The sequence below is a fragment of the Streptomyces virginiae genome, assembly GCF_000720455.1.
Taxonomy (GTDB): Bacteria; Actinomycetota; Actinomycetes; order Streptomycetales; family Streptomycetaceae; genus Streptomyces; species Streptomyces virginiae.
On the sequence record NZ_JOAK01000001.1, the window covers coordinates 428,376 to 452,891 of the forward strand.

A 24,516-nucleotide genomic window follows, 5' to 3' on the forward strand; every position below is an offset into this window, starting at 1 on the left:
CGCTCAGTCCGCCACCAGGGGTTCGACGTATCCCGCCCGCCAGCTCGGGGCGGGGTCCTGGCCGGGGCTGGTCCAGTACTCCCGCGCTTCCACGATCTCCCCGTCGTGCACGGTCCACAGGGAGACGGCCCGGTAGACGACGTGGTCCTGGGGCATCTCCACCTCGGTGACGACGTGGTCCCCGTCGGCCAGGATGCGGAGCACGCGCACGGGCTTCTCGTCCGAGTAGCCGTCGTCGCTGTTCACGGCGATGAAGTTGGCGCGCCCGACGATGCGCTCACCGCTCACGGGCCACTCGATGACGGCGTCCTCGGCGATGAGCCCGGCCACGCCGTCCCAGTCGCGTGCCTCGATCCGCTCCCACAGTCGTGCCACTACCCTCAACGGCTCCATGTGCCGCAGTGTCCGGCAGCCCGGGCGCATGCAACAAGCTTTGCCTGCAGGCTTATTGACCTCGACACAAACGGTGCCGGTCACTGCCTCCGGTAGTCGAGCGGGGGACTGTCGCTGCCCGCCAGCTCTCTGCGCAGGACGCCGTCGGGCAGAAGCCGCAGCAGGCTCCGGCCGCCCGGCGTGCAGGTCGGCGGGGCGCCCGAGGTGACGGTGGAGGCGTCCAGCTCCACGGGATCGGGCACGGCCAGCAGGGGCGCGGTCCAGGCGCAGGCGAATCCGGGGTCCTGGACGGACAGGGACATCACCTGTTCGCCGACGCGGCCGGGCGCGAGGGTGAGCCGCCAGGTCTGGCTGCCGCGGACTGCCTGCCAGGTGCCGGTGTAGGCCTCGGGCAGGCCGCCGGCCGCCGGGGCCGGGGACGGCGCGGACCCCATGGCCGAAGCGGAGGCTGAAGCGGAAGTGGAACCCGAGGCGGAGGCCGGGCCCGGCCCGGCCGTCCCCGGCGTACGGGAACTCGTGACGGGCGGTCGCGGATCGTCGGCCCCGCTCATGACCGCGTACACGGTGCCGGCCGACAGGACCGCGACGACCGCGGCGACCGCGAGGAGCAGGGCGGTGGACGCCATCCAGGGCCGGGTCGGAGGGTCCGGTTCCGGCGGCGGGTAGGCGGAGTAGGAGGGCGGCAGCGGAGGCGGCGCCGGCATCGCACGGTCCGGCCCGGCGTCCTCACGGTCCAGCAGCTGTACGGCGTGCCGCCCGAGCCGGGCCACCAGCGGGGCCGGCAGCCAGGGCTCCAGGGCCCTCCCGTCGGCCACGGTGTCGTCCGCGCCGACCCGGGCCAGTACCTCGGCGGGCCCGGGCCGCGCGCCCGGATCCCGGTGCAGGCAGTCCCGTACGAGGCCGAGCAGCTGGGCCGGTACGCCGGCCAGGTCGGGTTCCGCTTCGGTGCTGCGCAGCAGGAGTGCCGCGAGGCCGCCGGGCTGCTCCGCGTCGCCGAAGGGCAGCCGCCCCGTGGCCGCGTACGCCAGGACCGCACCGAGGCAGAAGACGTCGCACGCGGCGGTCACCGGCTCGCCGCGGATCTGCTCGGGGGCCATGAAGCCGGGAGAGCCGATGACTTCGCCGGCCCGGGTCAGGCCGGCGTCGTACCCGGTGGGGGCGCGGGCGATGCCGAAGTCGATGACGCGGGGCCCGTCGAGGGTGATCAGCACGTTCGAGGGCTTCAGGTCGCGGTGGACGATGCCGGCGCGGTGGATGTCCTGGAGGGCGTGCGCGAGGCCGGCGGCCAGGATCCGCAACGATCGGTCCGGCAGCGGACCGAAGTCGTGGGCGACGACCCGGCGCAGGCTCGGCCCGGCGACGTAGCCGGTGGCGAACCAGGGGGTCGGCGCCTCGGTGTCAGCGTCGAGGACCGGGGCGGTCCACTCGCCGCCGACCCGACGGGCCGCGTCGACCTCCTGGCGGAACCGGATGCGGAACTCCTCGCGGGCGGCGAGCCCGGGGTGGACGAGTTTGACCGCGACGGTGCGGCCGCGGTCGGAGCGGGCGAGGTAGACCTGGCCCATCCCTCCGGCTCCGAGCCGTGAGAGCAGGCGGTAGGGGCCGATGCGGTGCGGGTCGTGCGGATGCAGTTGTTCCATGGCCGGGTGGTCCTCCCCCTGCTGGCCGAACAGCTCCGCTGGGAAGGACGGTCGGGGGCGCCCGCCGGTTGCCTCCGGCGGCCCCCGCAGGGGCCCGAAACCCTGAGCGAACGGCTCACTCGACGGGGCTCGGGCCCGGAGGGCGGGGCCGTCGTCAGACCCCGGCCCGGCCGTGCCCCCCGCCCGTACCGAGCGGACCGACCGCAGAGGGACCGCCCGGATCAGCCGGACCGTCCGGACCACCCCGATCAGCCGGATCACCCGCATCACCCGGGTCGGCCGGGTCGCGCGGTGCGGGCAGGGTGTCCAGTGCCGCGGCGAGGCGCTCCAGGACCCGGACCGTCTCCGCGAAGGCGGTGTCGCCCAGCTCCGCCGCGAGGCGGGTGGCCATCGCCGCATGCCCCGGACCGATCCGGTCCACCGCCGCGCGGCCCTCCTGCGTCGGCCGCAGCAGCTTCGCCCGCCGGTGCGCGGGGTTCGGCGCGTACTCCGCGAGGCCCTTGGCGACGAGCAGGTCCGCGATGCGCTGGACGCTCTGCCGGGTGATCCCCATGTTCCGGGCGATGCCCGCGACGGGCAGCGGCTCCCGCAGCACCGCTCCCAGCACCTGCCACCAGGCGGCGGTCAGCCCGGCGGGCCGTGCCAGCTCCTCGGAGAGGGAGAGGAACTGGCCGTTCAGCCGGAACACCCCGAGCGCGGTGCGGCTCAGCAGGTCCTGCCGGGTCCGGGTCGACCCGGGCGGCGACAGCGGCTCAAGCATCGCCGGCCGCCGATGCCGCCATCAGGACCGGGTACGCGCTCGCGTCGGAGTCGTGGAAGAGCCCGTACCAGGCGTCCAGGACGTCCGGCTTGTAGACGTCCAGGCGGGCGAAGACCTCGCGGGCGAAGGCGACCGGCTCCGTCGGACCCGCGGTGATCAGGTCCCCGTCGGTCACCGCGTCGGCCTCGACGTAGTTCCCGGCACCGCCGTAGCCCGGCTGTTCCGCCAGGTAGAAGGAGACCCCGCTGGTGTGGGCGCGGTCGTCCAGCAGGCCCTCGCGGGCGAGGCCGGCGGTGGCCCCGCAGATCGCCGCGACCGGCACCCCGGCGGCCAGGAACTCCCGGGCCTTCGCCGCGAAGGGCGCCAGTTCGTCGCCCGTGTCCCACAAGGAGGCGCCGGTGAGGATCAGCAGCGAGGAGTCCTCCGGTCGCAGATCGGCGAGCCCCAGGTCAGGCTGGATGCGGATGCCGCCCATGGTGGTGACGGGCGCTCCGGCGGCGAAGCCGACCGTCCGCACGACGTGGCCGCGCTGGGTGAGGTGCGCGGTGGTGTGGCCGGTCTCCCAGTCCGCGTACGTGTCGTAGACCGCGAGGTGGACGGGCTTGCGTGCAGCGGTCTCGCTCATGGTGTGTCGCCTCCAGCGTCGGTGGTGCCAGGTGCCTGCGGCGCTCGCAGGGGCCCGGAGCGGACTCCGGGGTGGGCCCGATGGGCCGGAGCGGTCCGTGACGGCCGAGTGGTCCCGGGTGCTCGCGGTGCGTGCCGCGAGGCCGTCGTACCGGCCCTTCCATGAAAAGCGCCTATGACAAGAGACTGTCATATCGACAGGATGCTGTCAATACTTCGGGCCGGCGCTCCGGCGGCGCAGACAGACTGCCGAGACCGGCCCGCCACCCCCATACAGTCCGCCGATATCCCTCCCCACCTGCGCACTTCTAGCGTGTCGCCATGACCCCTCATGCCACCCCGCACACCCTTGCCGCCGTGAAGGACGCAGACCGGAAGCACGTCTTCCATTCCTGGTCCGCCCAGGCCCTGATCGACCCGCTCGCCGTCGCGGGGGCCGAGGGCTCCTACTTCTGGGACTACGAGGGCAAGCGCTACCTCGACTTCTCCTCCCAGCTGGTGAACACCAACATCGGTCACCAGCACCCCAAGGTCGTCGCCGCGATCCAGGAGCAGGCCGCCCGGCTCTGCACCCTCGCGCCCGGCTTCGCCGTCGACGTCCGCTCCGAGGCCGCACGCCTCATCGCCGAGCGGACCCCCGGCGACCTGGACAAGATCTTCTTCACCAACGGCGGCGCCGAGGCCGTCGAGAACGCCGTCCGCATGGCCCGTCTGCACACGGGCCGCGCCAAGGTGCTCTCCACCTACCGCTCGTACCACGGCGCCACCGCCGCCGCGATCAACCTGACCGGCGACCCGCGCCGCTGGCCGTCCGACACGGCCGCCGCCGGTGTCGTGCACTTCTGGGGCCCGTACCTCTACCGCTCGGCCTTCCACGCGACCACCGAGGCCGAGGAGTGCGAGCGCGCCCTCGCCCACCTCGCCGACACCATCGCCTTCGAGGGCCCGCAGTCGATCGCGGCGATCATCCTGGAGAGCGTGCCCGGGACCGCCGGCATCATGGTCCCGCCCGCCGGCTACCTCGCGGGCGTCCGCGAGCTCTGCGACCGCCACGGCATCGTCTTCATCCTCGACGAGGTCATGGCCGGTTTCGGCCGCACCGGCAAGTGGTTCGCCGCCGACCACTGGGACGTCACCCCCGACCTCATCACCTTCGCCAAGGGCGTCAACAGCGGCTACGTGCCGCTCGGTGGCGTCGCCATCTCGGCGGCCATCGCCGAGACCTTCGCCACCCGCCCCTACCCGGGCGGGCTGACGTACTCCGGCCACCCCCTGGCCTGCGCCGCCGCGGTCGCGACGATCACCACGATGGAGGAGGAGGGCGTCGTCGAGCACGCCGCCCACCTCGGCGAGAACGTGATCGGCCCGGCGCTCGCCGAGCTCGCCGAGCGCCACCCCTCGGTCGGCGAGGTCCGCGGCCTCGGCGCCTTCTGGGCCCTGGAACTCGTACGGGACAAGGAGACGCGAGAGCCGCTCGTCCCGTACAACGCGGCCGGTGCGGACAACGCCCCGATGGCCGAGTTCGCGGCGGCCTGCAAGGCCTCCGGGCTGTGGCCCTTCGTCAACATGAACCGCACCCACGTCGTCCCCGCCTGCACCATCACGGAGGCGGAGGCGAAGGAGGGCCTGGCCCTGCTGGACGACGCGCTGACGGTCGCCGACCGCCACACCACCGCGTAACCGGGTGCCCGGAGGGCGGTCGGTGGCGGTGGCCGGTTCGCGCCGGTGTGATTCTCGTCCTCACAGGGGTCGGATCCACACATAACCACCACCAACCGTCCGGTTTCGGCCTCGCTGTCTGGCCTATGGTGTCCGGAGCTCTACGACAGGAGACGGACCCCTATGCCAGGCAGCGGCGCTGTCACCCGCAACACACTTCGCCAGCAGATCGCGGACGCGCTGCGTGACGAGGTGCTCGCGGGACGCCTGCCTCCGGGGACCGAGTTCACCGTCAAGCAGATAGCCGAGCAGTACGAGGTCTCCGCCACCCCGGTGCGCGAGGCGCTCGTGGACCTCTCGGCCCAGGGACTGCTCGAACTGGTCCAGCACCGCGGCTTCCGCGTGCGGATCCTCTCGGTCGACGACTTCCGCGGGATGATCGAGGCCCGTGCGCTGGTCGTGGACGGCATCTTCCGCCGGCTCGCCGAGCGGGGCACCGCCCCCGGCTCCGGCGAGATGCTGGTGTCGGTGCGCCGCCGGGGCGAGGAGGCGCGCAGGGCGGCCGAGAGCGGCTCCCTGGAAGTGCTGATCGGCTACGACCTGCGCTTCTGGCGGGAACTGAGCGGGCTGGTCGCCAACACCTACATCACCGAGTTCCTGCACCGCATCCGTGTGCAGTGCTGGGTCTTCGCCGTCCCCCACCTCCAGCGCGAGGAGCAGCTGCGCGAAGCGCTATGGGACGGCCACAGCGCTCTGGTGGACGCCGTGACGCTGGCGGACGCCGACGCGGTGCGCCGCATCGTGCAGGGCTACAACGAGCACGCGCTGGCCTGGGCCGCCCGGCTCTGACCCCGGGGGCGTCCCCGCGGCCCGTAGTTCTGCGCACCCCTTCGCGGAGGGTGTCCGGCACACTACGCTGGCCGAATCGGCGACAACGACTGATCGGAGGCCGAGTGGCCTGTGACCTGTGGCTGGTCCCCCTTGTCGACGTGCTGTGCCACAGCCCCGACAACCCCTTCGCGGAAGAGATCGCCTCGTACGACAAGGCGCTGGGTGAGGCCGGACTCCCGTCCGTGCCCGTGTTCGCGTACATGCCGGGTCTGAGCGGGGACGTCGCCCCGGTCGCCGGTTTCGACTACGACGCCCTGCATTTCCTGAGACGGGCCTACCTGCTCCAGCTCTGCGGCCTGCCGGTGACCCCGGTGGACGAGCTGGGCGGGGACTACGAACAGCTGCTGGAGATGTTCGAACCCACCGCGCAGCAGTCGCACCTGGTGTGGCACTACGACCACGCGGGCGCGTACGTGCCGGTGGACTTCGCGGCGCCGCTGGCGAACGAGGAGCTGCTCGCCGGAGGCGGACCGCTGGGGTCCGCGCAGGGGCTGCTGCGGGAGCTGCTGTTCGTCGCCCCCGCCATCGGAATAGACCCGGGGAACCCGCCCGCGGCGCCGGCGCCGCCCGGGCGGCCGACGTCGCTGGAGGAGCCGGCGGGACCGGTCCCGTACGACGGCAGCCCCTTCGCCCGTGAGCGGCACGTCTGGCTGGGACTGCACGCGGCGGCGACGCGCAGTCTCGGACAGGGCTCGATGATCATCTTCAGCTGACCGGTGGGCGGGGCGGCCCCGCCCCGCCCCTCGGCCGGATCAGCGCGGCTGCTCCGGCGGCCGCTGGCGCGGCATGTTCGGGCGGGTGCCGGGCGGCAGCGGGAAGCGGGCCGGCGGGACGTACGCGTCCGCGCGGGCCCCGGAGGCCCCCAGCGACTGCATCACCAGCGGCGCCGGGCCCGACCGGAACTCCACCATCCAGTCCGCCGTCTCCGACCGCACCAGCTCCGTGATGTCCTCGGAGAAGCGGCGCAGCACGGTCAGGCACCGCTCGGCGGCCTCGCTGGCGGTGCCCTCGGTGGGGCCGAGCACCTCGCGGACGTTCTCCGACGCCCAGTCGAACTGGAGGGTCTGCAGCCTGCGCTGCACCGCCTGGGCGGTGGCCACGTCCCGCATCCACCCCGACGTCAGCCCGAAGAACCGGTCGCAGGCCAGCGCGGCCGCACCCAGCAGCAGCGCCAGGTACCCGTACGTCGACCCGCCCGGCGCCGAGCCCGTCAGTTCCAGCACCGGCATCGCGGCGCCGGTGACGGCCCCCAGGGCCGCGCCGACGCGCAGGACGCGCGCCCCCCGGCGCTTCCACGCCCGGTCGGACAGATACCACTCGGCGGTGCGCAGCGCGTCGGCCTCGACCCGCCGGTAGAGCTCGTCGAGCCGCTCGGCGGGTTCCCCCCAGTCCCCGAGGGGGAAGGGCCGACCGGTCAGATCGCCCGCCGCCATCGGTCCGCCGCCTTCCTCCCGGGGATCCCGGGGTGGCCCCTCGGGCTGCATCTCCGGCTGGCTCACCCGGCACTCCCTCTGCCTGCGCTGACGTGTGGTGGTGCGCGTGTGCGCAATGATGCGCATGCTCTTCCTACCTTCGAATGACGGGCGATGGACAACGAATCCCGCGATTTCCGCTCGCAAGGAGGTCTCCATCAGGTACGCGTACGCCCCGACTCTCACTCGAAAGAGTTGGTCCTCACGGCGTAGGGCGCGGCGCGCGGGGAGCACGTAGGCTCGGATTGACCAAGCGTTCCGAAGGTCTCGGGGCTGCGAAGGTCCCGACGGTACCGACGTACGGAAGTGAGTGCCCTGTGATTCCCGGTGGTGGCCAGCCCAACATGCAGCAGCTGCTCCAGCAGGCCCAGAAGATGCAGCAAGACCTCGCCGCGGCCCAGGAGGAGCTGGCGCGGACCGAGGTCGAGGGCCAGGCAGGCGGCGGCCTGGTCAAGGCGACCGTCACGGGTTCCGGCGAGCTGCGTGCGCTGGTGATCGACCCGAAGGCCGTGGACCCGCAGGACACCGAGACGCTCGCCGACCTCGTGGTCGCGGCGGTCCAGGCCGCGGGCGAGAACGCCCAGGCGCTCCAGCAGCAGAAGCTGGGCCCCCTCGCGCAGGGACTGGGCGGCGGCAGCGGCATTCCCGGGCTGCCGTTCTAGCAGTACCCTCCTGCGTCTCCCGTTCCTCCCCCATCCGACGAAAGAAGGCAGTCCGTTGTACGAAGGCGTGGTCCAGGACCTGATCGACGAACTGGGCAGGCTGCCCGGCGTCGGGCCCAAGAGCGCGCAGCGGATCGCCTTCCACATCCTGCAGGCCGAGCCCACCGACGTCCGCCGCCTCGCGCACGCGCTGCTGGAGGTCAAGGACAAGGTCCGCTTCTGCGCCGTGTGCGGGAACGTGGCGCAGGAGGAGCGGTGCGGCATCTGCCGCGACCCGCGCCGCGACGCGACGGTCATCTGCGTCGTGGAGGAGCCGAAGGACGTGGTCGCGATCGAGCGGACCCGCGAGTTCCGGGGGAAGTACCACGTCCTCGGCGGCGCGATCAGCCCGATCGAGGGCGTCGGCCCGGACGACCTGCGCATCCGCGAGCTGCTGGCGCGGCTGGCGGACGGCGAGGTGACCGAGCTGATCCTCGCCACCGACCCGAACCTGGAGGGCGAGGCGACCGCCACCTACCTCGCCCGCATGATCAAGCCCATGGGCCTGAAGGTCACCCGCCTGGCCAGCGGGCTCCCCGTCGGGGGAGACCTGGAGTACGCGGACGAGGTCACGCTGGGGCGGGCCTTTGAAGGAAGGCGACTTCTCGATGTCTGACGCAACGCTGCACGCACTCGGCCAGGACCCGGACGACTTCGCCGCCTCGATCGCCGACCAGATCGAGTCGTTCATCGTCGCGGTCACCGAGGTGGCCAAGGGCGAGGACCCGGACAGCGCGGTGCCCTTCCTCCTCCTGGAGGTGTCGCAGCTGCTGCTCGCGGGCGGCCGGCTGGGCGCGTACCAGGACGTGCTGCCCGACGAGCGCTACGAGCCCGACCTCGGCCCGGAGCCGGACGTCGACGAGCTGCGCGAGCGCTTCGCGCACATGCTGGAGCCGGTCGACGTGTACTCGGAGGTGTTCGACCCCTACGAGCCGCGCAAGGCCCCGGTCGCGCACCGGATCTCCGACGACCTGGCGGACGTCGTCGCCGACCTGCGGCACGGCCTCATCCACCACCAGGCCGGCCGGATCACCGAGGCGCTGTGGTGGTGGCAGTTCTCGTACTTCACCAACTGGGGCCCGACGGCCTCGGCGACCCTGCGCGCCCTCCAGTCGCTGATCTCGCACGTGCGGCTGGACCAGCCGCTGGCGGCCCTGGACGGCCTGGACACGGACGAGGACATGACCGAGGACGACCTCGCGGAGCAGGCCGGACAGGTGATGGCGCAGGAGCTCGGCGGCCTGGGCCGCACCTGACCCTCCCGCGCGGGAACCCGGACTCTGATCTTTTCGTCTCATGATGTGGTACGAGACGGTCGGATCCCGGGCGCTCGTTACACTGCACCAGCAATGAGACGGACTGAGCGAGGAGCGCACGTGGGCCTTGTCGTGCAGAAGTACGGAGGCTCCTCCGTAGCCGATGCCGAGGGCATCAAGCGCGTCGCCAAGCGGATCGTGGACGCCAAGAAGAACGGCCACCAAGTGGTCGTCGTGGTGTCCGCGATGGGCGACACGACGGACGAGCTGATCGATCTCGCCGAGCAGGTTTCACCGATGCCTGCCGGGCGCGAATTCGACATGCTGCTGACCGCCGGAGAGCGGATCTCCATGGCCCTGCTGGCCATGGCGATCAAAAACCTGGGCCACGAGGCCCAGTCGTTCACCGGTAGCCAGGCAGGCGTCATCACCGACTCGGTCCACAACAAAGCGCGCATCATCGATGTCACGCCGGGCCGTATCCGCACCGCGCTGGACGAGGGCAACATCGCCATCGTCGCCGGTTTCCAGGGCGTGTCCGCGGACTCCAAGGACATCACCACCCTCGGCCGCGGCGGGTCGGACACCACCGCCGTGGCGCTCGCCGCGGCGCTGGACGCCGAGGTCTGCGAGATCTACACCGACGTCGACGGCGTCTTCACCGCGGACCCCCGCGTCGTGAAGAAGGCGAAGAAGATCGACTGGATCTCCTCCGAGGACATGCTGGAGCTCGCCGCCTCCGGTTCCAAGGTGCTGCTGCACCGCTGTGTCGAGTACGCACGCCGATACAACATCCCGATCCACGTCCGCTCGTCCTTCTCGGGACTGCCGGGCACCTGGGTCAGCAACGAGAATCCGCAAGGGGACGAGCAGGTGGAGCACGCCATCATCTCCGGAGTCGCTCACGACGTCTCCGAAGCCAAGATCACGGTCGTCGGCGTCCCGGACAAGCCGGGCGAGGCCGCGGCGATCTTCCGCGCCATCGCGGACGCCGAGATCAACATCGACATGATCGTGCAGAACGTCTCCGCGGCCTCGACGGGCCTCACCGACATCTCCTTCACGCTCCCCAAGGCCGAGGGCCACAAGGCCATCGACGCCCTGGAGAAGGCGAAGGGCGCGATCGGCTTCGACTCCCTGCGCTACGACGACCAGATCGGCAAGATCTCCCTGGTCGGCGCCGGCATGAAGACGAACCCGGGCGTCACCGCCTCGTTCTTCCAGGCGCTGTCCGACGCGGGCGTCAACATCGAGCTGATCTCCACCTCGGAGATCCGCATCTCGGTCGTGACCCGCCAGGACGACGTCAACGAGGCCGTCCGCGCCGTGCACACGGCCTTCGGCCTCGACTCCGACAGCGACGAGGCCGTCGTCTACGGAGGCACCGGACGATGACGGCACCCCGGTCGACCCCGGCTCCGGCTCTCGCCGTCGTCGGGGCGACCGGAGCAGTCGGTTCGGTCCTGCTCCGGATGCTGTCCCAGCGGGCGGACGTCTGGGGCGACATACGCCTGATCGCCTCCGTGCGCTCGGCGGGCCGCATGCTGTCCGTCCGCGGGCAGGAGTGCGAGGTGCTCTCCCTCACCGAGGACGCCTTCGACGGCCTCGGCCCGGGCGACGTCGCGGTCTTCCTGACCCCGGCCGAGGTCTCGGCCCGGTGGGCCCCCGTCGTCACCGCGCGCGGCGCGGTCGTCGTCGACCAGTCCGCCGCCTTCCGGGACGATCCCGAGGTGCCGCTCGTGGTGCCCGAGATCAACGCCCACGCGGCCCGGATCCGGCCGCGCGGGATCGTCGCCGCCCCCGACACCGTCACCGCCGCGATGATCGCCTCCCTGGGCGCGCTGCACGCCGAGTACGGGCTGACCGAGCTGGCCGTTTCCACGTACCAGGCGGCGAGCGCCGCCGGCCGGGCCGGCTCCGAGGCGCTGCGCCGCCAGCTGTCGCTCGTCGCGGGGACCCCGCTGGGCGAGCAGCCCGGCGACGTGCGCCGTGCCGTGGGCGAGGACACGGGCCCCTTCGCGGCCCCCCTGGCCCTCAACGTCGTGCCGTGGTGCGGCGAGCTGAACGAGGACGGCTGGTCCTCGCACGAGCTGGCCGTACGGGCGCAGACCCGCCGGATCCTCCAGCTGGAGGCGCTCCCGGTGTCGGTGACCTGCGTCCGGGTGCCGGTGCTGACCGGGGACTCGCTGACGGTGCGGGCCGGTTTCCAGAACGAGGTGAAGGCCGCGCGCGCCCGGGAGATCCTCGAGGCCGCGCCCGGCGTCGTGCTCGTGGACGACCCCGCGGCGGGGGAGTTCCCCACTCCCGTGGACGCCGCCGGGACGGATCCTGCCTGGGTGGGGCGGGTGCGGGCCTCGCTCGACGACCCCTACGCGCTGGAGTTCTTCGTGTGCGCCGACAATCTCCGCCAGGGGGCGGCGCTGAATGCCACGCAGATCGCGGAACTGATCGCGGGTGAATTTGCGTAATTCGCTTTGTAGGATCGGTGCCGATCCCTTGATCAAGGTGATGGCCCGACTGCCGTTTCGCTGGACGGGGCAATCGGGAAGAGCGGGTACGCATGAGCGCAATACGGATTTCTCTGGTGAGGCTTCCACGCGCGTACAACCCTGACGGGGGGACGCGTGTCCTACAGGCGTGGCAGAGGCACTGCTCGAACTGGCCGTCCTACCGGCACGCACGGGGATCCTCCCGCCGCGCCGGGACTTCCGCACGCCCGGCGGCGGTCTTCCTGTGATCGTTCCCGTCCCGCCGACGGGGACCCCCGAGGCTCCCGCCGGGACCGCCGCACCACTCCCGGGCGGCCTCGTGCCCACACAGCGCGACAGCGCTGAGGCGGACGGGAGCGGCAAGGACTCGACGGCCGTGGCCGTCGCCGATGCGGCCGTCGCCGATGCGGTCGTGGCCGATGCGGTCGTGGCCGATGCGGTCGTGGCCGACGCGGTCGCCGACGTGGTGGCCGGCACCACCGTCGACCACCTCACGGCGACGTACCAGGCGCACTACCGCTCCCTCCTCGGCCTCGCGGCGCTGCTCCTCGACGACACCGCCTCCTGCGAGGACGTCGTGCAGGAGGCGTTCATCCGGGTGCACTCGGCCCGCAACCGGGTCCGCGACCGCGAGAAGACCCTGGCGTACCTGCGCCAGACCGTCGTGAACCTCTCGCGTTCCGCCCTGCGCCGGCGCATCCTCGGTCTCAAGCTGCTGTCGAAGCCCATGCCGGACATGGCGAGCGCCGAAGAGGGCGCCTACGACCAGCTGGAACGGGACGACCTGATCAAGGCGATGCGGGGGCTCCAGCGTCGCCAGCGCGAGGTGCTGGTGCTGCGCTACTTCGCGGACATGACGGAGTCCCAGGTCGCCGAGACCCTCGGGATATCGCTCGGCTCGGTCAAGGCGTACGGATCGCGGGGCATTGCCGCGCTGCGGGTGGCGATGGAGGCTGCGCAGTCATGATGGACGACCACACGGCGCCGGACGGCGCGAGCGGCGAAGAGGAGCTGCGCATCCTCCTGCGCGGCGCCGTCGAGGGCCTGCAGCCCTCCGAGGACGCACTGGAGCGGCTGCTCCACGCCGTCCCCGCCCGCCGGGCCCGCAGGCGCCGGGCCGTCGTCGGCGCGGCCGCGGCCGCGCTGCTCGCGGGGACCGCGATCCCGGCCGCACTGCACCTGAGCGGCGGCGGGAGCACGTCCACGGACCGCCAGGCGATGGCCGGCCACGAGGCGCACTCCGGCGACAAGCAGGGCGGCGCGTCCGACCCGCACCAGAACGGCTACGGGTCCTACCCGAAGGCCGGCGGCTCCCCCGGCGGCTCCCCGGACGCGGGCGGCGCCACCGGGCAGCCGGACCCCTCGCAGGGCGGCGCCCCGGCGGGCGGCCTGACGTCCGGCCCGGCGGGCACCGGCACCTCGGGCGGACCGGCCGGTTCCGCGGCCGGCTCGGGGACGGGCACGGGCCCGATGCCGCCGGTGGCCGCTCCGGGCGTGCCCGGGTGCGGTGCCGAGCAGCTCGGCGTCGTGGGCTTCGTGCGCAATCCGGAGACCGACGGCCGGGTGGCGGGCGGCTTCCGGGTCACCAACGTCTCGTCCCAGGGCTGCGCGGTCACCGGCCGGGACACCGTGAAAGCGGCCTCCACGCCCGTCGCGGCGCTCGGCCCGGGCTCCGGGGTCGCCGTGGTCGGCCACACCGCGGGCGGCCCCGGCAGCGGGCTGCTGCCCGACCCGTCGGCGGAGGCGTCGGTGGTGGTGCTCCCGCCGAACAAGTCCTACGAGGTCCGCTTCGCGTGGGTGCCGCCGGGCGAGCCCTGTACGGCGAACGGCTCGGACGGGTCCGGCAAGCCGCCGCAGACCGGCTCGGCCGGCACCTCGGGCGGTCCGGGCAGCGGGTCGGCGTCGGAGCCCCAGACGGGCACGCCCCAGGCGCCGAGCGTCGTCGAGGTGTCCCACACCCCGCAGACGAGCGGCGCACCGACGACGCGGACGTCGATCCCCGACGCCTGCGGCGGCACGGTCTACCGGACGGGTGCGATCCCGGTCGACGACTGATCCTCCGACGCGGTCGCGGTCGCGGTGGCGGTGGCGGTGGCGGTCTCGGTCGCGGCCGGCGCGGAGGGGTCGAGCAGACCCGCCTCCGCGTCGCGGAGCGTCTCCACCTCGCGGCGGTAGAGCCGGAACCACATGAAGAGCACGAAGGCGACGAAGACGAACCACTCGCCGGTGTAGCCGAGGTTCTGGAAGGCCTTCAGGTCGAGCCCGGTGTTGGCCGGAGCCTGCGCGGGCACCGGAAGCATCCCGTCCACCGGGGTCTGCACGGTCAGCCAGGCGTCGTACAGGTCGTGCGGGACGAGGTTGACCAGCGTGGCCGCCGCGATCACGCCGAGCTGCCCGGAGGGCAGACCGCCCTGGGCGTGGACTCCCTTCGTGCCCGCGTTCTCCGAGGCCTGGAGGGCACCCGTCACCTCCACCCGGCCCGTCGGCGCGGCCGGCGCCTTCGCGGGGTCCGCCACGCCCGGCAGCCAGCCCCGGACCACCGGGACGGCCTTGCCGGAGTCGGTCTTCAGCAGCGTCAGGACGTAGAAACCGGACGCCCCGTCGAGCCGCCGCTCGGGCACCAGCATCTGCTCGCCGTACTCACCGGACGCCGAAGCCAGCCGCCCCGAGGTCTGCGTGTCGACCGGGAGCAGCGAGTCCAGGGGGGCGGCCGCCCGGTCGACGGGCCGTTCGGCGGTCGCTTCCCGGTGGCTGTCCACGCGGGCCTCGAACCGGCCGAGCTGCCAGGACCCCATGAACAGGCAGAAGGGGACCGCGAGCGCGACGAAGACGTTGATCCCCCACCAGCGCGGGGTCAGGAGAAACCGGTGCACCCCACCACCGTACGGGGGGTGCACCGGCCACCGGTCCTCAGGGTCGGGCGGGCAGGTGCTTCAGCGCGAACTCCAGCTCCATGCGGACCTGCTTGATCCGCTCCTCCACGACCAGCGAACCGTGCCCCGCGTCGTACCGGTACACCTCGTGCACCGCCCCGCGCGCCGCGAGCCGGTCCACGTAGTTGTCGATCTGCCGGATCGGGCAGCGCGGATCGTTGACGCCGGCCGCGATGTACACGGGCGCCGTCACCCGGTCCACGTACGTCAGCGGCGAGGACGCCTCGAAGCGGTCCGGGACCTCCTCCGGCGTACCGCCGAAGAGCGTGCGGTCCAGGGCCTTCAGCGCCTCCATCTCGTCGTGGTAGGCCGTCACGTAGTCCGCGACCGGTACGGCGGCCAGGCCCACGGCCCACGCCCCGGGCTGCGTGCCCAGGCCCAGCAGCGTCAGGTACCCGCCCCAGGAGCCGCCCGACAGGACCAGGCGCGCCGGGTCCGCGAGGCCGCAGGAGACCGCCCACGCGCGGACCGCCTCGATGTCCTCCAGCTCGATCAGGCCGACCCGGTGCTTGAGGGCGTCCGTCCACGCGCGGCCGTAGCCCGTCGAGCCCCGGTAGTTGACCCGGACCACCGCGAAGCCGTGGTCCAGCCAGGCCGCCGGGGCCGCGGCGAAGGCGTCGCTGTCGTGCCAGGTCGGCCCGCCGTGGATCTCGAAGACGGTCGGGAAGGGGCCGTCGCCGTGGCCCGCCGGACGCTGCACGAGCGCGTGGATCCGCCCGCCCGGACCCTCCACCCAGGCGTCCTCCACCGGCAGCGAGCCCGGCGGCCGGAAGCCCGGCGGGTCCAGGACGACGCCGCCCGCGGTGGACCGCACCGCCGAGGGCTCGGCGGCCGAGGACCACATGTACTCCACCGTCCCGTCGGGCCGCGCGGTGGCGTCCGTCACCGACCCCGGCGGCGTGTCCACGCGTACGAGCTCCCCCGCGGCCAGGTCGTAGCGCCACAGCTCGCTGCGCGCCTCGAAGCTGTGCGCGATCAGCAGCGCGGAGCCGTCCGGATACCACTCGGCGCTGACGTCGCCCGGCAGGTCGATCGCGAGCTCCTGCTCGGTGCCGGTCGCCACGTCCCAGACCAGCGGCTCCCAGCGGCCGCGCCGCTGGTGGCCGATGAGCAGCCGCGTGTCGCCGGCGACGGGGGCGAAGCCGAGCACCTCCAGGCCGAGCTCCTGCGTTCCGCCCCGGGAGTCGTCCAGCTCGGCGACGGTGGTCCCGTCGAGGGTGAGGACGCGCAGGGCCGAGTGCATCGCGTCGCCGTGCTCGGTGTGCTCGACGGCCACGAGCGTCCCGTCGTGCGACAGGTCGCCGACGCCGGCGGACTCCCGGTGCCGGTAGATCACCGTGGGCGCGGACCCGTCCGGGCGGACCACGTGGATGGTCGAGCCGTCCTCGTCCGTGGAGCGCCCGACCACCGTGGTGCCGTCGCGCCCGATGGCCAGCCCCGCCGGGTACGAGGGCTCCAGGCCGGGGGTGGCCGGCTCGTCCGGGCCGCCCGCGAAGGGCTGGCGCACCCACGTGCCGAACTCGTCGCCGTCGGTGTCGGAGAACCACCAGATCCACTCGCCGTCGGGGGAGAGGGCGCCGTCGGTGGTGCCGTTGGGCCGGTTTGTGGCCTGCCGCTGCAGGCCGGTGGCGCGGTCCCAGGCGTAGATCTCGAACGTGCCGGTCGCGTTGGAGACGAAGAGCGAACGGTCCGGGGCGTCCTCCGCCCAGTCGGGCAGCCCGACGCGCGGCGCCCGGAACCGCTTCTCCCAGTCGGGCATCTCGGGGGTGATCTCGCTGTCGCTGGTCATGCGCCCATTGTTGCCGCAGAGCCCTCCGGGATGCCGACTGCTCCGAACGGGCGCACAGTGGAACCCGTACTCCAAGGAGGAACGATCATGGCCAAGAAGGCTCGCACCGGCCACCACATGCACCAGGACTCCGAACGCGCGCTGGCGAAGAACACGGCGGCCGAGGCCCGTGCGAAGGCCGCGTTCAGGGACGCGCACTCCACGGCGGCGAAGACGCGCGGCATGCAGCAGAAGGCCCAGGCCAAGCGCGGCTGAGCGCCTTCGTCCGTACGCTGGCGCCATGCGGATGATCGTCCGGGGTGCCCGGCTGCTCCACACACCAGGTCTGTCCGACGTCGAGGTCGGGGAGGACGGCCGCATCGCGCGGGTGATCCCCCACGACGACCAGAAGGAACCGCCGGCCACCGGTCTCCTCGTCGAGGCGCACGGCAGCCTGCTCACCGCACCCTTCGTCGACCCGCACATCCACCTCGACACGGCGCTGACCGCCGGCGAGCCGCGGCCCAACGCCTCCGGCACCCTGTGGGAGGGCATCGCCTGCTGGAGCGAGCGCAAGCGCACCCTCACCCGCGAGGACGTCGTCGAGCGGGCCACCGAGGTGCTGCGCTGGCAGGCGGCCAACGGCGTGCTGCACGTCCGTACGCACTGCGACGTCACCGACCCGTCCCTCACCGCGCTCGACGCGCTGCTGGAGGTCCGCGACCGGGTGCGGGACGTGATGACCCTGCAGATCGTCGCCTTCCCCCAGGAGGGCATCGTCTCCTTCCCCGACGGCGAGGCCCTGCTCCGCGAGGCCGCCCGGCGCGGGGCGGACGTCGTCGGCGCGATCCCGCACTTCGAGGACACCCGCGAGGACGGCGTCGCCTCACTGCACACCGCGTTCGCCGTGGCCGAGGAGCACGGGCTGCGCGTGGACGCCCACTGCGACGAGATCGACGACGAGCAGTCCCGTTTCGTGGAGGTGCTGGCCACCCTCGCGCTGCGCTCGGGCCTGCGCGAGCGCGCCACCGCCTCGCACACCACGGCCATGGGCTCCTACAACGGCGCCTACAGCTTCAAACTCCAGCGGCTCCTGTCCCGTTCGGGAATCAACCTGGTCGCCAACCCCTTCGCCAACCTCAACCTCCAGGGGCGCTTCGACGCCTACCCCAAGCGGCGCGGCCTCACCCAGGTCCGGGAGATGCTGGCGGCCGGGGTCAACGTTGCCTTCGGGCACGACGACGTGATGGACCCGTGGAACGCCCTCGGCACCGCCAATCCCCTCCAGACCGCCCTCGTCGGCCTGTACGCCGCCCAGCTCACCGGCGCCGACGACATCCCGGTGGCCTTCTCGATGGTGACGGACCGTGCGGCGCGGGTCCTCGGCCTCGGCGCCGAGGAGTACGGCATCACCGAGGGCGCGCCCGCCTCCTTCGTGCTCCTGCCCGCCCCCTCGCCCGAGGAGGCGCTCCGCCGCCAGGTCCGCCCCCGCTACGTGGTCTCGCGCGGCTCCGTCCTCGCCGAGACCCCGCCCGCACCGACCCGGCTGTCCTGGCCGGGGGAGCCCCGGTCGGACGTCGACTTCACCCGCCGCCTAGGCTGACGTGCCATGACGTGGACGCTTGACACCCCATCAGCCCGGGCCGCCCTGGAGATCGCGTCGGAGTACGCGGACACGGCGCTCCTGAACCACTCCGTGCGCTCCTACGCCTTCGGGGCGCGGTACGCGGCCGACCACGGACTGGATCACGACGAGGAGCTCTTCTACGTCGCGGCCCTCCTGCACGACCTGGGCCTGACCGTGCCGTTCGACAGCCACACCCTGCCCTTCGAGGAGGCGGGCGGCCACGTGGCGCGCGTCCTGACGGCGGGCCTGGGCTGGCCGGCGGAGCGCCGGGCCCGCGCCGAGGAGGTCATCGTCCTGCACATGCGGGACGACGTGAGCGCGGCCGAGGACGTGGAGAGCCACCTCCTCCAGGTGGGCACGAGCGCCGACGTCTCGGGTCTGCGCGTCGCCGAGTTCGACCCGTCCTTCACGGCCCGCCTCCTCGGCGCACACCCACGGGCCGGCTTCGGCCCCGTCTTCACCGCCCTCGTAGAGGACCAGGCCCGCCGCAAGCCCGACTGCGCGGCCGCCGCCTACGTCGCGGGCGGCGCGGCCACCCGCATCGCGGCCAACCCCCTGGACGCGTGAGGCGGCTGCGGCGGCTGCGGCGCCGGCGCAGGGTCACGTGGATCCGTCACCGCTTCGGATAGCGTGCCCGCATGTCGTGGGACGAGGACGGAACACCGCACCCGCTCGCACAGCGCCGCACCGGCCGCAGCGAACTGGACCCGGACCGGCTTCCCGAGATGCGGGAGCTGGAGGTGCTCGGCTGGGAGCCGGCCCCCGAGGACCTGCGCTGGGTCTACCTCCCCTACGTCTGGCCGCCGGCGGCCCGTACCTGGATCCCCGACCGCTCCACCCACTGGGCGGTGGACACCGAACTGGACGGGCACGGCCACATCACCGGCGTGGAGTGCGCCCCGCTGCCCGAGCCGGACCTGCGCGACCTCGACCGGGAGGCCGACGAGGCCCTCGCCGCCCTCGGCCTCCCGCCACGGCCCGGGGGGCGCATCTGGCTGCTCCGGCCGGTCGGCCCCTTCACCACCGTCGCCGCGGTCCTCGACCACCTCGACGCCGCCCTGGCCGCGGCGGGCCCCTCCCCGGACCTGCCGGCCCTGGCCCGCGCGGAACTGGCCGCCCTCGACGCCACCCCGTAGGCGCTCCGGTGCTCCGCTGACTACCCTGGACCTCGGGGGCAGCGGCGGGAGGCGGTCTCATGAGGCGGCGGCATCACTTCCACATCGACCACGCGGGGCACTCCGTCAGCGCCACGGTCCAGACCGGCCGCACCGCCGTCGTCGAGGTCCTGGTCGACGGCAAGGAGACGGGCCACGCGACGACGCACCACGACCACCCCGTGACCGTCCGCATCGAGCTGCCGACGGACCCGCCGACGAAGGTCTCCGTCCGCGCGACCCCGGGCCCGGGCATCCCCCGCTGCGTATTCGAGGCCCCGGCGATCGAGCCGCACATCATGTCGCCCCGCCCCTACTGACGCCCCAAACGCAGGAAGGGCCTGATCCGATTTCTCGGATCAGGCCCTTGACCTGGTCTTACTCTGTCGGGGTGGCGGGATTTGAACCCACGACCTCTTCGTCCCGAACGAAGCGCGCTGCCAAGCTGCGCTACACCCCGATCGTCGCCCTGAAGTGTTGCTGTCCTGGCGACATCGATTACTTTAGCGGACCTCTCGCCGGAGACGAAATCCGGTTTTCGCGGAGTGGGCGCGCGGTCGCTACTCCTTCGGGGTCAGCGTCAGGAGCGTCGCCTCCGGCGGGCAGGCGAAGCGGACCGGGGTGAAGCGGTTGGTGCCGCAGCCGGCCGAGACGTGCAGGTAGGAGCGGTGGCCGGCCGCCTCGTGCGTGGACAGCCCCTTCACCCGCCCGGTGTCCAGGTCGCAGTTGGTGACCAGCGCCCCGTAGAAGGGGATGCACAGCTGCCCGCCGTGGGTGTGGCCCGCGAGGATCAGCGGGTACCGGTCGGCGGTGAAGGAGTCCAGGACGCGCAGGTACGGAGCGTGCACCACGGCCAGCGAGAAGTCCGCGTCCGCCTCCGGGCCGCCGGCGACGCTCTCGTAGCGGTCCCGCTTGATGTGCGGGTCGTCGAGTCCGGTGAAGGCCAGCTCCAGGCCTTCCAGCTTCATCCGGGCCCGGGTGTTGGTGAGGTTCAGCCAGCCGGCCGCGTCGAAGGCGTCCCGCATCTCCTCCCACGGGTTGTGCACCGCGCCGACGACCGGCTTGTTGCCGTTCAGGCCGTGCCGGCCCTGGACCTTCTCGACCAGGTAGCGCGCGGGGTTGCGCAGCCGCGGCCCGTAGTAGTCGTTCGAGCCGAAGACGTAGACGCCGGGGAAGGACATCAAGGGGCCCAGCGCGTCGAGGACCTCGGGAACGCCCTCGGTGTCGGAGAGGTTGTCGCCGGTGTTCACGACGAAGTCGGGGCGCAGGCCGGCCAGCGACTGCAGCCAGGCCCGCTTCTTGCGCTGCCCGCCGACCATGTGGATGTCCGACACCTGGAGTACGCGCAGCGGGCGCATCCCCCGGGGAAGCACCGGCACCGTGATCCGGCGCAGTCGGAAGGACCGCGCCTCGAAACCGGCGGCATAGGCCACACCCGCGGCCCCCACCGCAGCGATTCCGGCAGCCGCTTTCAGGGGTACTCCGTAACGCGCACGCATGGACCCATCGTCGCAGACCCGAAAACAGGTGGGCGCCATCGTCCCCGCACCTGGCACACTCACCTGCATGACCACGCTCAAGGCCAAGCTCCAGGAAGACCTCACGACCGCCATCAGGGCGCGCGACGAGCTGCACTCGTCCACGCTCCGCCTGACCCTCGCCGCCATCACCAAGGAGGAGGTCGCGGGCAAGGAGGCCCGTGTGCTCTCCGACGAGGAAGTCCTCAAGGTGATCGCCAAGGAGGCGAAGAAGCGCCGCGAGGCCGCGGACGCCTTCGCCCAGGGCGGTCGTCCCGAGCAGGCCGCGCGCGAGAGTGCCGAGGGCGAGTTCCTGGACACCTACCTGCCCAAGCAGCTCTCCGACGAGGAGCTCGCCGGGATCGTGGCGGAGGCCGTCGAGGAGGCCCGGTCGGCGGGTGCCGAGGGGCCGCGGGCCATGGGCGCCGTCATGAAGATCGTGACCCCGAAGGTCGCCGGGCTGGCGGAGGGCGGGCGCGTCGCCGCCGCCGTGAAGAAGGCGCTCTCCTAGGGGTGCCTCGCCGAAGACGCACGACATGAGGGAGGGCCCCAGCCGGATCCGGCTGGGGCCCTCCCTCGTGCTGGCGCCGCGTACGGCCCGTTACGGGCCCTGGCCGCCGATCACGGCGCCCGGGTCGATCGTGATCCCGGGGAAGGGGGTGTCCGGTCCGCCGGTGCCGCCGCCCGTGGCGCCGCCGCCCGGGCCGCCCGTCTGGCCTGCGGTCTGACCGCCCGGCCGTCCGCCGGGCTTGCCGTCGCCGCCGGGCTTGCCGGGCCGGCTCGGATTGGTGGACGGCTTGTTGCCGCGGGAGCCGCCGGAGGGGACGCTCGGTTCGGCGATGTGGACCGTGGCGAAGCGCAGGGCCTCGCGGCCGGACAGCGCGCCCGTGATCGCGTCCTTCCAGATCGGGCCGGGCAGGCCACCGCCGAAGACCTTCTCGAAGGGCTTGCCGCCGATCACGATGTTCTCCATCGTGATCTTCTTCGCGCCGCCCGAGCCGACCCACACCGCGCCGGAGACGTTCGGGGTGTAGCCGACGAACCAGGCGTTGTAGCGGGAGTCCGTCGTACCGGTCTTGCCCGCGCTGTCGCGGTCGGTCAGGCCGGCCCGCTCACCGGTACCGGAGTCGACCACGCCGCTCAGCAGGGTGTTGATGGTGTCGGCGGTGTTCTGCGACATCGCCCGCTCGCACTTGGTCTTGGGCACCGCGAGCGCCTTGCCGTGCGCGTCGGTGATCGACTCGATGGCGACCGGGGTGCAGTAGACGCCGCGGTTGGCGAAGGCCGCGTAGGCGTTGGCCATCGTCAGCGGGGACATCTCCTCCGAGCCGAGCGCGATGGCGGGGCCGTCGGCCAGCTTCGCGCCGCTCGCCGGGACCACGCCGAGCTTCTGCGCCATCTCCGACACCGGGCACAGGCCGATCTCGGAGATCATCTCGACGAAGTAGGTGTTGATCGACTTCTCCATCGCCGTACGCAGCGCGTACGGGCCGACCTCGTCCTCGGTCTCGTTCTCCGCGGATTCCTTCTGGGTGTTGACGTACTGCGAGCCGTCGCAGCGGGAGATCGGGCTCGGGTAGTCCATCTTGTTCGGGGCCCCGTAGACCTTCGTCGGCGGCATGCCCCGCTCCAGGGCGGCGGCGGCGATGAACGGCTTGAAGGTCGAACCGACCTGGAAGCCGAAGTTCGAGCCGCCCATCCGCTTGTCCACGGAGTAGTTGATCTGCGTCTCGTTCTTGCCGAAGCCGTACGGCTTGGACTGGCCCATCGCCAGCACCCGTCCGGTGCCCGGCTGGACCATGGTCACAGCCGTCGCGATGGAGTCCTCCTGGTAGACGTGGTCCTTGATCGACTCGTTGGCCGCGTCCTGCGACTGCGGGTCCAGGGTCGTGCGTACGGTCAGGCCGCCCTTGTTCCAGAGCTTCGCCCGCTCCTCGCGCGTCTTGCCGAAGACCGGGTCGGTCAGGAAGGAGTTGCGCACGTAGTCGCAGAAGAAGCCCGCGCCCTTGACCGCCGTGATGCAGCCGTTCTTGGGCCTGGTGACCTTCAGGGCGACCGGCTTGGCCTTCGCGGCGTCGGCCTCCGCCTGGGAGACGTCCTTGGTGTCGGCCATCCGCTGGAGGACGACGTTGCGGCGCTTCGTCGCCTCCTGGTTGTCGTTCACCGGGTCGTAGCGGCTCGGCGACTGCACGACGCCCGCCAGCAGCGCGGACTCGTCCAGGGTGAGGTCCTTGGCCGGCTTGCTGAAGTAGCGCTGGGCCGCGGACTCGATGCCGTAGGCCTGCTGGCCGAAGTAGGTGATGTTGAGGTAGTTCTCGAGGATCTTCTTCTTCCCGAGCTCCTCCTCGACCTGGATCGAGTACTTCAGCTCGCGGATCTTGCGGCCGAGGCTCTTCTCCTGGGCCTCGCGCACCTTGGTCTCGTCGTCGCCGGCCTCTTCGACGAACACGTTCTTCACGTACTGCTGGGTGAGCGTGGACGCGCCCTGCGCCGCCCCGCCCTCCTGCGCGTTGCGGTTGACCGCGCGCAGGATGCCCTTGAGGTCGACCGCGCCGTGCTCGTAGAAGCGCGAGTCCTCGATCGCGACGATCGCCTTCTGCATGTACGGCGAGATCGACGTGAGCGGGACCACCTGCCGGTCACGCGAATAGACGGTGGCGATCAAGCCACCCTCGGCGTCCAGAATCGTGGTCCGCTGGCTCAGCGGTGGAGTCTTGAGATTGGCCGGGATCTCGTCGAATCCCTCGACCGTGCCCTTGGCGGCCAGTCCCAGGGCGCCTGCAGCCGGAATCGCCATGCCCGCCAGCACGACTCCGGAGAGAACCGACACCCCGAGGAACTTGGCGGCCTGCTGGCTCCCGGTGAGCCCGCCGCCCGAGCGCTTCTTTCCCATGGAGGGCAGCCTACGTTCTGATTCGCCGGACACACGCGAATGCCTTGGCCTAAGCTGTCCCCAACTGTCACAGCAGTCCGGTGCGACATCAACCCCTCGGCTTGATTTTCACCCTTCCCGAATGGGGTGGACTGATGTCCGAATCTCGCTGCCCCGGTGAACTCGATCTGCCGATTGCACCCGAATCGTCGGAATGGTCGGGCATGTCGCCGGATCACTCCGTCGGGTGATCTGCCGCTTACCCATAGTCCGTTCGGACCATTCAAGATTGGGCCCGTCGGGGGTGTTGCACTGTGCCCGCCTTCCGTAACGTCCTCAACTGGCAGCGGTGAATATGCCGCTACCGCCGTGGGGGAGCCTCGATTCGGGAGAGGACGGCGCCGGGATGGGCTGGGTTACCGACTGGAGTGCGCAGGCAGCCTGCCGCACTACCGATCCGGATGAACTGTTCGTTCAAGGAGCGGCACAGAACAGGGCCAAGGCGGTGTGCACCGGATGTCCGGTGCGGACCGAATGCCTGGCCGATGCGCTCGACAACCGCGTCGAGTTCGGCGTGTGGGGCGGAATGACCGAGCGGGAACGACGTGCGCTGTTGCGCCGGCGTCCCACCGTCACCTCGTGGCGACGGCTGCTCGAAACCGCCCGTACGGAGTACGAGCGCAGCACGGGCATCCTCACCATGGATGCAGACGCGGAGATCGACGTTCCGTACGAGACGTACGCGGCAGCCGGGTAGAAC

Annotated in this window: 26 protein-coding genes and 1 tRNA gene; 17 read left to right on the forward strand and 10 right to left on the reverse strand. The window is 72.2% G+C overall.

The features are described 5' to 3' along the window. Positions 1 to 3: 3 nt before the first annotated feature. The 4 genes from IG86_RS0102035 to IG86_RS0102050 form a co-directional block, all read right to left on the reverse strand. A complete protein-coding gene (locus IG86_RS0102035; RefSeq protein WP_030648037.1) occupies positions 4 to 393 on the reverse strand; it encodes a nuclear transport factor 2 family protein in 390 nt (129 codons plus the stop codon). Between the two features lie 80 nt (positions 394 to 473). After that, positions 474 to 2,033, reverse strand: coding sequence for a serine/threonine-protein kinase (locus tag IG86_RS0102040; protein WP_030894221.1), 1,560 nt, complete (start codon positions 2,031 to 2,033; stop codon positions 474 to 476). Between the two features lie 154 nt (positions 2,034 to 2,187). Continuing rightward, positions 2,188 to 2,793, reverse strand: a complete 606-nt coding sequence (locus IG86_RS0102045; protein ID WP_078905771.1) for a MarR family winged helix-turn-helix transcriptional regulator — start codon at positions 2,791 to 2,793, stop codon at positions 2,188 to 2,190. Continuing rightward, positions 2,786 to 3,418 carry a DJ-1/PfpI family protein gene (locus tag IG86_RS0102050; RefSeq protein WP_030817467.1) on the reverse strand — a complete coding sequence of 211 codons (633 nt, stop codon included), beginning with the start codon at positions 3,416 to 3,418 and terminating at the stop codon, positions 2,786 to 2,788. Before IG86_RS0102050 ends, IG86_RS0102045 begins: the two co-directional genes overlap by 8 nt. Positions 3,419 to 3,738: 320 nt before the next feature. On the opposite strand from IG86_RS0102050, the gene IG86_RS0102055 reads away from it, so the two are divergent. The 3 genes from IG86_RS0102055 to IG86_RS0102065 all read left to right on the forward strand — a co-directional run bounded on the left by IG86_RS0102055 (position 3,739) and on the right by IG86_RS0102065 (position 6,680). Further along, the gene (locus tag IG86_RS0102055) at positions 3,739 to 5,097 is read left to right on the forward strand and encodes an aspartate aminotransferase family protein (protein ID WP_030817468.1); all 1,359 of its coding nucleotides are present in this window, start codon (positions 3,739 to 3,741) and stop codon (positions 5,095 to 5,097) included. 162 nt (positions 5,098 to 5,259) lie between these two features. After that, the gene (locus IG86_RS0102060; protein ID WP_030648050.1) at positions 5,260 to 5,925 is read left to right on the forward strand and encodes a GntR family transcriptional regulator; all 666 of its coding nucleotides are present in this window, start codon (positions 5,260 to 5,262) and stop codon (positions 5,923 to 5,925) included. A 104-nt stretch (positions 5,926 to 6,029) separates the two neighbouring features. Beyond that, the gene (locus tag IG86_RS0102065; RefSeq protein ID WP_030648052.1) at positions 6,030 to 6,680 is read left to right on the forward strand and encodes a hypothetical protein; all 651 of its coding nucleotides are present in this window, start codon (positions 6,030 to 6,032) and stop codon (positions 6,678 to 6,680) included. A gap of 39 nt (positions 6,681 to 6,719) precedes the next feature. Here IG86_RS0102065 and IG86_RS0102070 read toward each other — a convergent pair whose 3' ends face one another. Continuing rightward, positions 6,720 to 7,466 (reverse strand): SLATT domain-containing protein, encoded by a 747-nt coding sequence (locus tag IG86_RS0102070; protein WP_030817469.1) that lies wholly within the window; start codon positions 7,464 to 7,466, stop codon positions 6,720 to 6,722. Between the two features lie 290 nt (positions 7,467 to 7,756). Between IG86_RS0102070 and IG86_RS0102075 the strand changes: the two genes are divergently transcribed. The 7 genes from IG86_RS0102075 to IG86_RS0102105 all read left to right on the forward strand — a co-directional run bounded on the left by IG86_RS0102075 (position 7,757) and on the right by IG86_RS0102105 (position 13,940). Beyond that, positions 7,757 to 8,101: a YbaB/EbfC family nucleoid-associated protein gene (locus tag IG86_RS0102075; RefSeq protein WP_075970649.1), complete on the forward strand. Its 345-nt coding sequence runs from the start codon at positions 7,757 to 7,759 to the stop codon at positions 8,099 to 8,101. A 55-nt stretch (positions 8,102 to 8,156) separates the two neighbouring features. After that, positions 8,157 to 8,756 carry a recombination mediator RecR gene (recR, locus tag IG86_RS0102080; RefSeq protein WP_030648057.1) on the forward strand — a complete coding sequence of 200 codons (600 nt, stop codon included), beginning with the start codon at positions 8,157 to 8,159 and terminating at the stop codon, positions 8,754 to 8,756. Then, entirely contained in the window at positions 8,749 to 9,396 is a 648-nt protein-coding gene (locus IG86_RS0102085) for a DUF5063 domain-containing protein (protein ID WP_030817470.1), read from the forward strand. The genes recR and IG86_RS0102085 overlap by 8 nt, the downstream gene beginning before the upstream one ends. 120 nt (positions 9,397 to 9,516) lie before the next feature. Then, positions 9,517 to 10,791, forward strand: coding sequence for an aspartate kinase (locus IG86_RS0102090; RefSeq protein WP_030648061.1), 1,275 nt, complete (start codon positions 9,517 to 9,519; stop codon positions 10,789 to 10,791). Next, positions 10,788 to 11,864 carry an aspartate-semialdehyde dehydrogenase gene (locus tag IG86_RS0102095; RefSeq protein ID WP_030894227.1) on the forward strand — a complete coding sequence of 359 codons (1,077 nt, stop codon included), beginning with the start codon at positions 10,788 to 10,790 and terminating at the stop codon, positions 11,862 to 11,864. The genes IG86_RS0102090 and IG86_RS0102095 overlap by 4 nt, the downstream gene beginning before the upstream one ends. 433 nt (positions 11,865 to 12,297) lie before the next feature. Continuing rightward, positions 12,298 to 12,852 (forward strand): SigE family RNA polymerase sigma factor, encoded by a 555-nt coding sequence (locus tag IG86_RS0102100; RefSeq protein WP_045936597.1) that lies wholly within the window; start codon positions 12,298 to 12,300, stop codon positions 12,850 to 12,852. Next, positions 12,849 to 13,940 (forward strand): hypothetical protein, encoded by a 1,092-nt coding sequence (locus IG86_RS0102105; protein WP_037847104.1) that lies wholly within the window; start codon positions 12,849 to 12,851, stop codon positions 13,938 to 13,940. Before IG86_RS0102100 ends, IG86_RS0102105 begins: the two co-directional genes overlap by 4 nt. Here IG86_RS0102105 and IG86_RS0102110 read toward each other — a convergent pair. Beyond that, positions 13,907 to 14,758: an SURF1 family protein gene (locus tag IG86_RS0102110; RefSeq protein ID WP_078848233.1), complete on the reverse strand. Its 852-nt coding sequence runs from the start codon at positions 14,756 to 14,758 to the stop codon at positions 13,907 to 13,909. The two genes, IG86_RS0102105 and IG86_RS0102110, sit on opposite strands and share 34 nt — an antisense overlap. A gap of 37 nt (positions 14,759 to 14,795) precedes the next feature. Beyond that, positions 14,796 to 16,607 carry a S9 family peptidase gene (locus tag IG86_RS0102115; protein ID WP_030817475.1) on the reverse strand — a complete coding sequence of 604 codons (1,812 nt, stop codon included), beginning with the start codon at positions 16,605 to 16,607 and terminating at the stop codon, positions 14,796 to 14,798. Between the two features lie 87 nt (positions 16,608 to 16,694). On the opposite strand from IG86_RS0102115, the gene IG86_RS42825 reads away from it, so the two are divergent. The 5 genes from IG86_RS42825 (at position 16,695) to IG86_RS0102140 (ending at position 19,687) form a co-directional block, all read left to right on the forward strand. Beyond that, positions 16,695 to 16,862 carry a hypothetical protein gene (locus IG86_RS42825; protein ID WP_157854753.1) on the forward strand — a complete coding sequence of 56 codons (168 nt, stop codon included), beginning with the start codon at positions 16,695 to 16,697 and terminating at the stop codon, positions 16,860 to 16,862. A 25-nt stretch (positions 16,863 to 16,887) separates the two neighbouring features. After that, positions 16,888 to 18,189 carry a cytosine deaminase gene (codA, locus tag IG86_RS0102125; protein ID WP_234316052.1) on the forward strand — a complete coding sequence of 434 codons (1,302 nt, stop codon included), beginning with the start codon at positions 16,888 to 16,890 and terminating at the stop codon, positions 18,187 to 18,189. Between the two features lie 6 nt (positions 18,190 to 18,195). Then, entirely contained in the window at positions 18,196 to 18,780 is a 585-nt protein-coding gene (locus IG86_RS0102130) for an HD domain-containing protein (protein WP_030817477.1), read from the forward strand. Between the two features lie 71 nt (positions 18,781 to 18,851). Next, complete coding sequence (locus tag IG86_RS0102135; RefSeq protein ID WP_030817478.1) at positions 18,852 to 19,349, forward strand: DUF5956 family protein; 498 nt, start codon at positions 18,852 to 18,854, stop codon at positions 19,347 to 19,349. 59 nt (positions 19,350 to 19,408) lie between these two features. Then, positions 19,409 to 19,687, forward strand: coding sequence for a hypothetical protein (locus tag IG86_RS0102140; RefSeq protein ID WP_030817479.1), 279 nt, complete (start codon positions 19,409 to 19,411; stop codon positions 19,685 to 19,687). A 66-nt stretch (positions 19,688 to 19,753) separates the two neighbouring features. Here the strand turns inward: IG86_RS0102140 and IG86_RS0102145 are convergent. Together IG86_RS0102145 and IG86_RS0102155 are read right to left on the reverse strand one after the other, a co-directional pair. Beyond that, positions 19,754 to 19,827, reverse strand: a tRNA-Pro gene (locus IG86_RS0102145). 100 nt (positions 19,828 to 19,927) lie between these two features. Then, positions 19,928 to 20,866, reverse strand: a complete 939-nt coding sequence (locus IG86_RS0102155) for a metallophosphoesterase (protein WP_030817480.1) — start codon at positions 20,864 to 20,866, stop codon at positions 19,928 to 19,930. Positions 20,867 to 20,933: 67 nt separating this feature from the next. Between IG86_RS0102155 and IG86_RS0102160 the strand changes: the two genes are divergently transcribed. Then, positions 20,934 to 21,395 carry a GatB/YqeY domain-containing protein gene (locus IG86_RS0102160; RefSeq protein WP_030817481.1) on the forward strand — a complete coding sequence of 154 codons (462 nt, stop codon included), beginning with the start codon at positions 20,934 to 20,936 and terminating at the stop codon, positions 21,393 to 21,395. Positions 21,396 to 21,485: 90 nt separating this feature from the next. On the opposite strand, the gene IG86_RS0102165 is transcribed toward IG86_RS0102160, so the two are convergent. Then, positions 21,486 to 23,777, reverse strand: coding sequence for a transglycosylase domain-containing protein (locus IG86_RS0102165; RefSeq protein WP_030817482.1), 2,292 nt, complete (start codon positions 23,775 to 23,777; stop codon positions 21,486 to 21,488). A gap of 385 nt (positions 23,778 to 24,162) precedes the next feature. Between IG86_RS0102165 and IG86_RS0102170 the strand changes: the two genes are divergently transcribed. Then, entirely contained in the window at positions 24,163 to 24,513 is a 351-nt protein-coding gene (locus IG86_RS0102170; RefSeq protein ID WP_030648100.1) for a WhiB family transcriptional regulator, read from the forward strand. The last annotated feature ends 3 nt before the right edge of the window (positions 24,514 to 24,516 follow it).

What these genes read in the sequence shown, in the direction of transcription:
- IG86_RS0102035 (WP_030648037.1), bottom strand. Translation starts at nt 393, where the DNA reads ATGGAGCCGTTGAGGGTAGTGGCACGACTGTGGGAGCGGATCGAGGCA.
- IG86_RS0102040 (WP_030894221.1), bottom strand. Translation starts at nt 2,033, where the DNA reads ATGGAACAACTGCATCCGCACGACCCGCACCGCATCGGCCCCTACCGC.
- IG86_RS0102045 (WP_078905771.1), bottom strand. Translation starts at nt 2,793, where the DNA reads ATGCTTGAGCCGCTGTCGCCGCCCGGGTCGACCCGGACCCGGCAGGAC.
- IG86_RS0102050 (WP_030817467.1), bottom strand. Translation starts at nt 3,418, where the DNA reads ATGAGCGAGACCGCTGCACGCAAGCCCGTCCACCTCGCGGTCTACGAC.
- IG86_RS0102055 (WP_030817468.1), top strand. Translation starts at nt 3,739, where the DNA reads ATGACCCCTCATGCCACCCCGCACACCCTTGCCGCCGTGAAGGACGCA.
- IG86_RS0102060 (WP_030648050.1), top strand. Translation starts at nt 5,260, where the DNA reads ATGCCAGGCAGCGGCGCTGTCACCCGCAACACACTTCGCCAGCAGATC.
- IG86_RS0102085 (WP_030817470.1), top strand. Translation starts at nt 8,749, where the DNA reads ATGTCTGACGCAACGCTGCACGCACTCGGCCAGGACCCGGACGACTTC.
- IG86_RS0102095 (WP_030894227.1), top strand. Translation starts at nt 10,788, where the DNA reads ATGACGGCACCCCGGTCGACCCCGGCTCCGGCTCTCGCCGTCGTCGGG.
- IG86_RS0102105 (WP_037847104.1), top strand. Translation starts at nt 12,849, where the DNA reads ATGATGGACGACCACACGGCGCCGGACGGCGCGAGCGGCGAAGAGGAG.
- IG86_RS0102115 (WP_030817475.1), bottom strand. Translation starts at nt 16,607, where the DNA reads ATGACCAGCGACAGCGAGATCACCCCCGAGATGCCCGACTGGGAGAAG.
- IG86_RS42825 (WP_157854753.1), top strand. Translation starts at nt 16,695, where the DNA reads ATGGCCAAGAAGGCTCGCACCGGCCACCACATGCACCAGGACTCCGAA.
- codA (WP_234316052.1), top strand. Translation starts at nt 16,888, where the DNA reads ATGCGGATGATCGTCCGGGGTGCCCGGCTGCTCCACACACCAGGTCTG.
- IG86_RS0102130 (WP_030817477.1), top strand. Translation starts at nt 18,196, where the DNA reads ATGACGTGGACGCTTGACACCCCATCAGCCCGGGCCGCCCTGGAGATC.
- IG86_RS0102135 (WP_030817478.1), top strand. Translation starts at nt 18,852, where the DNA reads ATGTCGTGGGACGAGGACGGAACACCGCACCCGCTCGCACAGCGCCGC.
- IG86_RS0102140 (WP_030817479.1), top strand. Translation starts at nt 19,409, where the DNA reads ATGAGGCGGCGGCATCACTTCCACATCGACCACGCGGGGCACTCCGTC.
- IG86_RS0102155 (WP_030817480.1), bottom strand. Translation starts at nt 20,866, where the DNA reads ATGCGTGCGCGTTACGGAGTACCCCTGAAAGCGGCTGCCGGAATCGCT.
- IG86_RS0102160 (WP_030817481.1), top strand. Translation starts at nt 20,934, where the DNA reads ATGACCACGCTCAAGGCCAAGCTCCAGGAAGACCTCACGACCGCCATC.
- IG86_RS0102165 (WP_030817482.1), bottom strand. Translation starts at nt 23,777, where the DNA reads ATGGGAAAGAAGCGCTCGGGCGGCGGGCTCACCGGGAGCCAGCAGGCC.
- IG86_RS0102170 (WP_030648100.1), top strand. Translation starts at nt 24,163, where the DNA reads ATGGGCTGGGTTACCGACTGGAGTGCGCAGGCAGCCTGCCGCACTACC.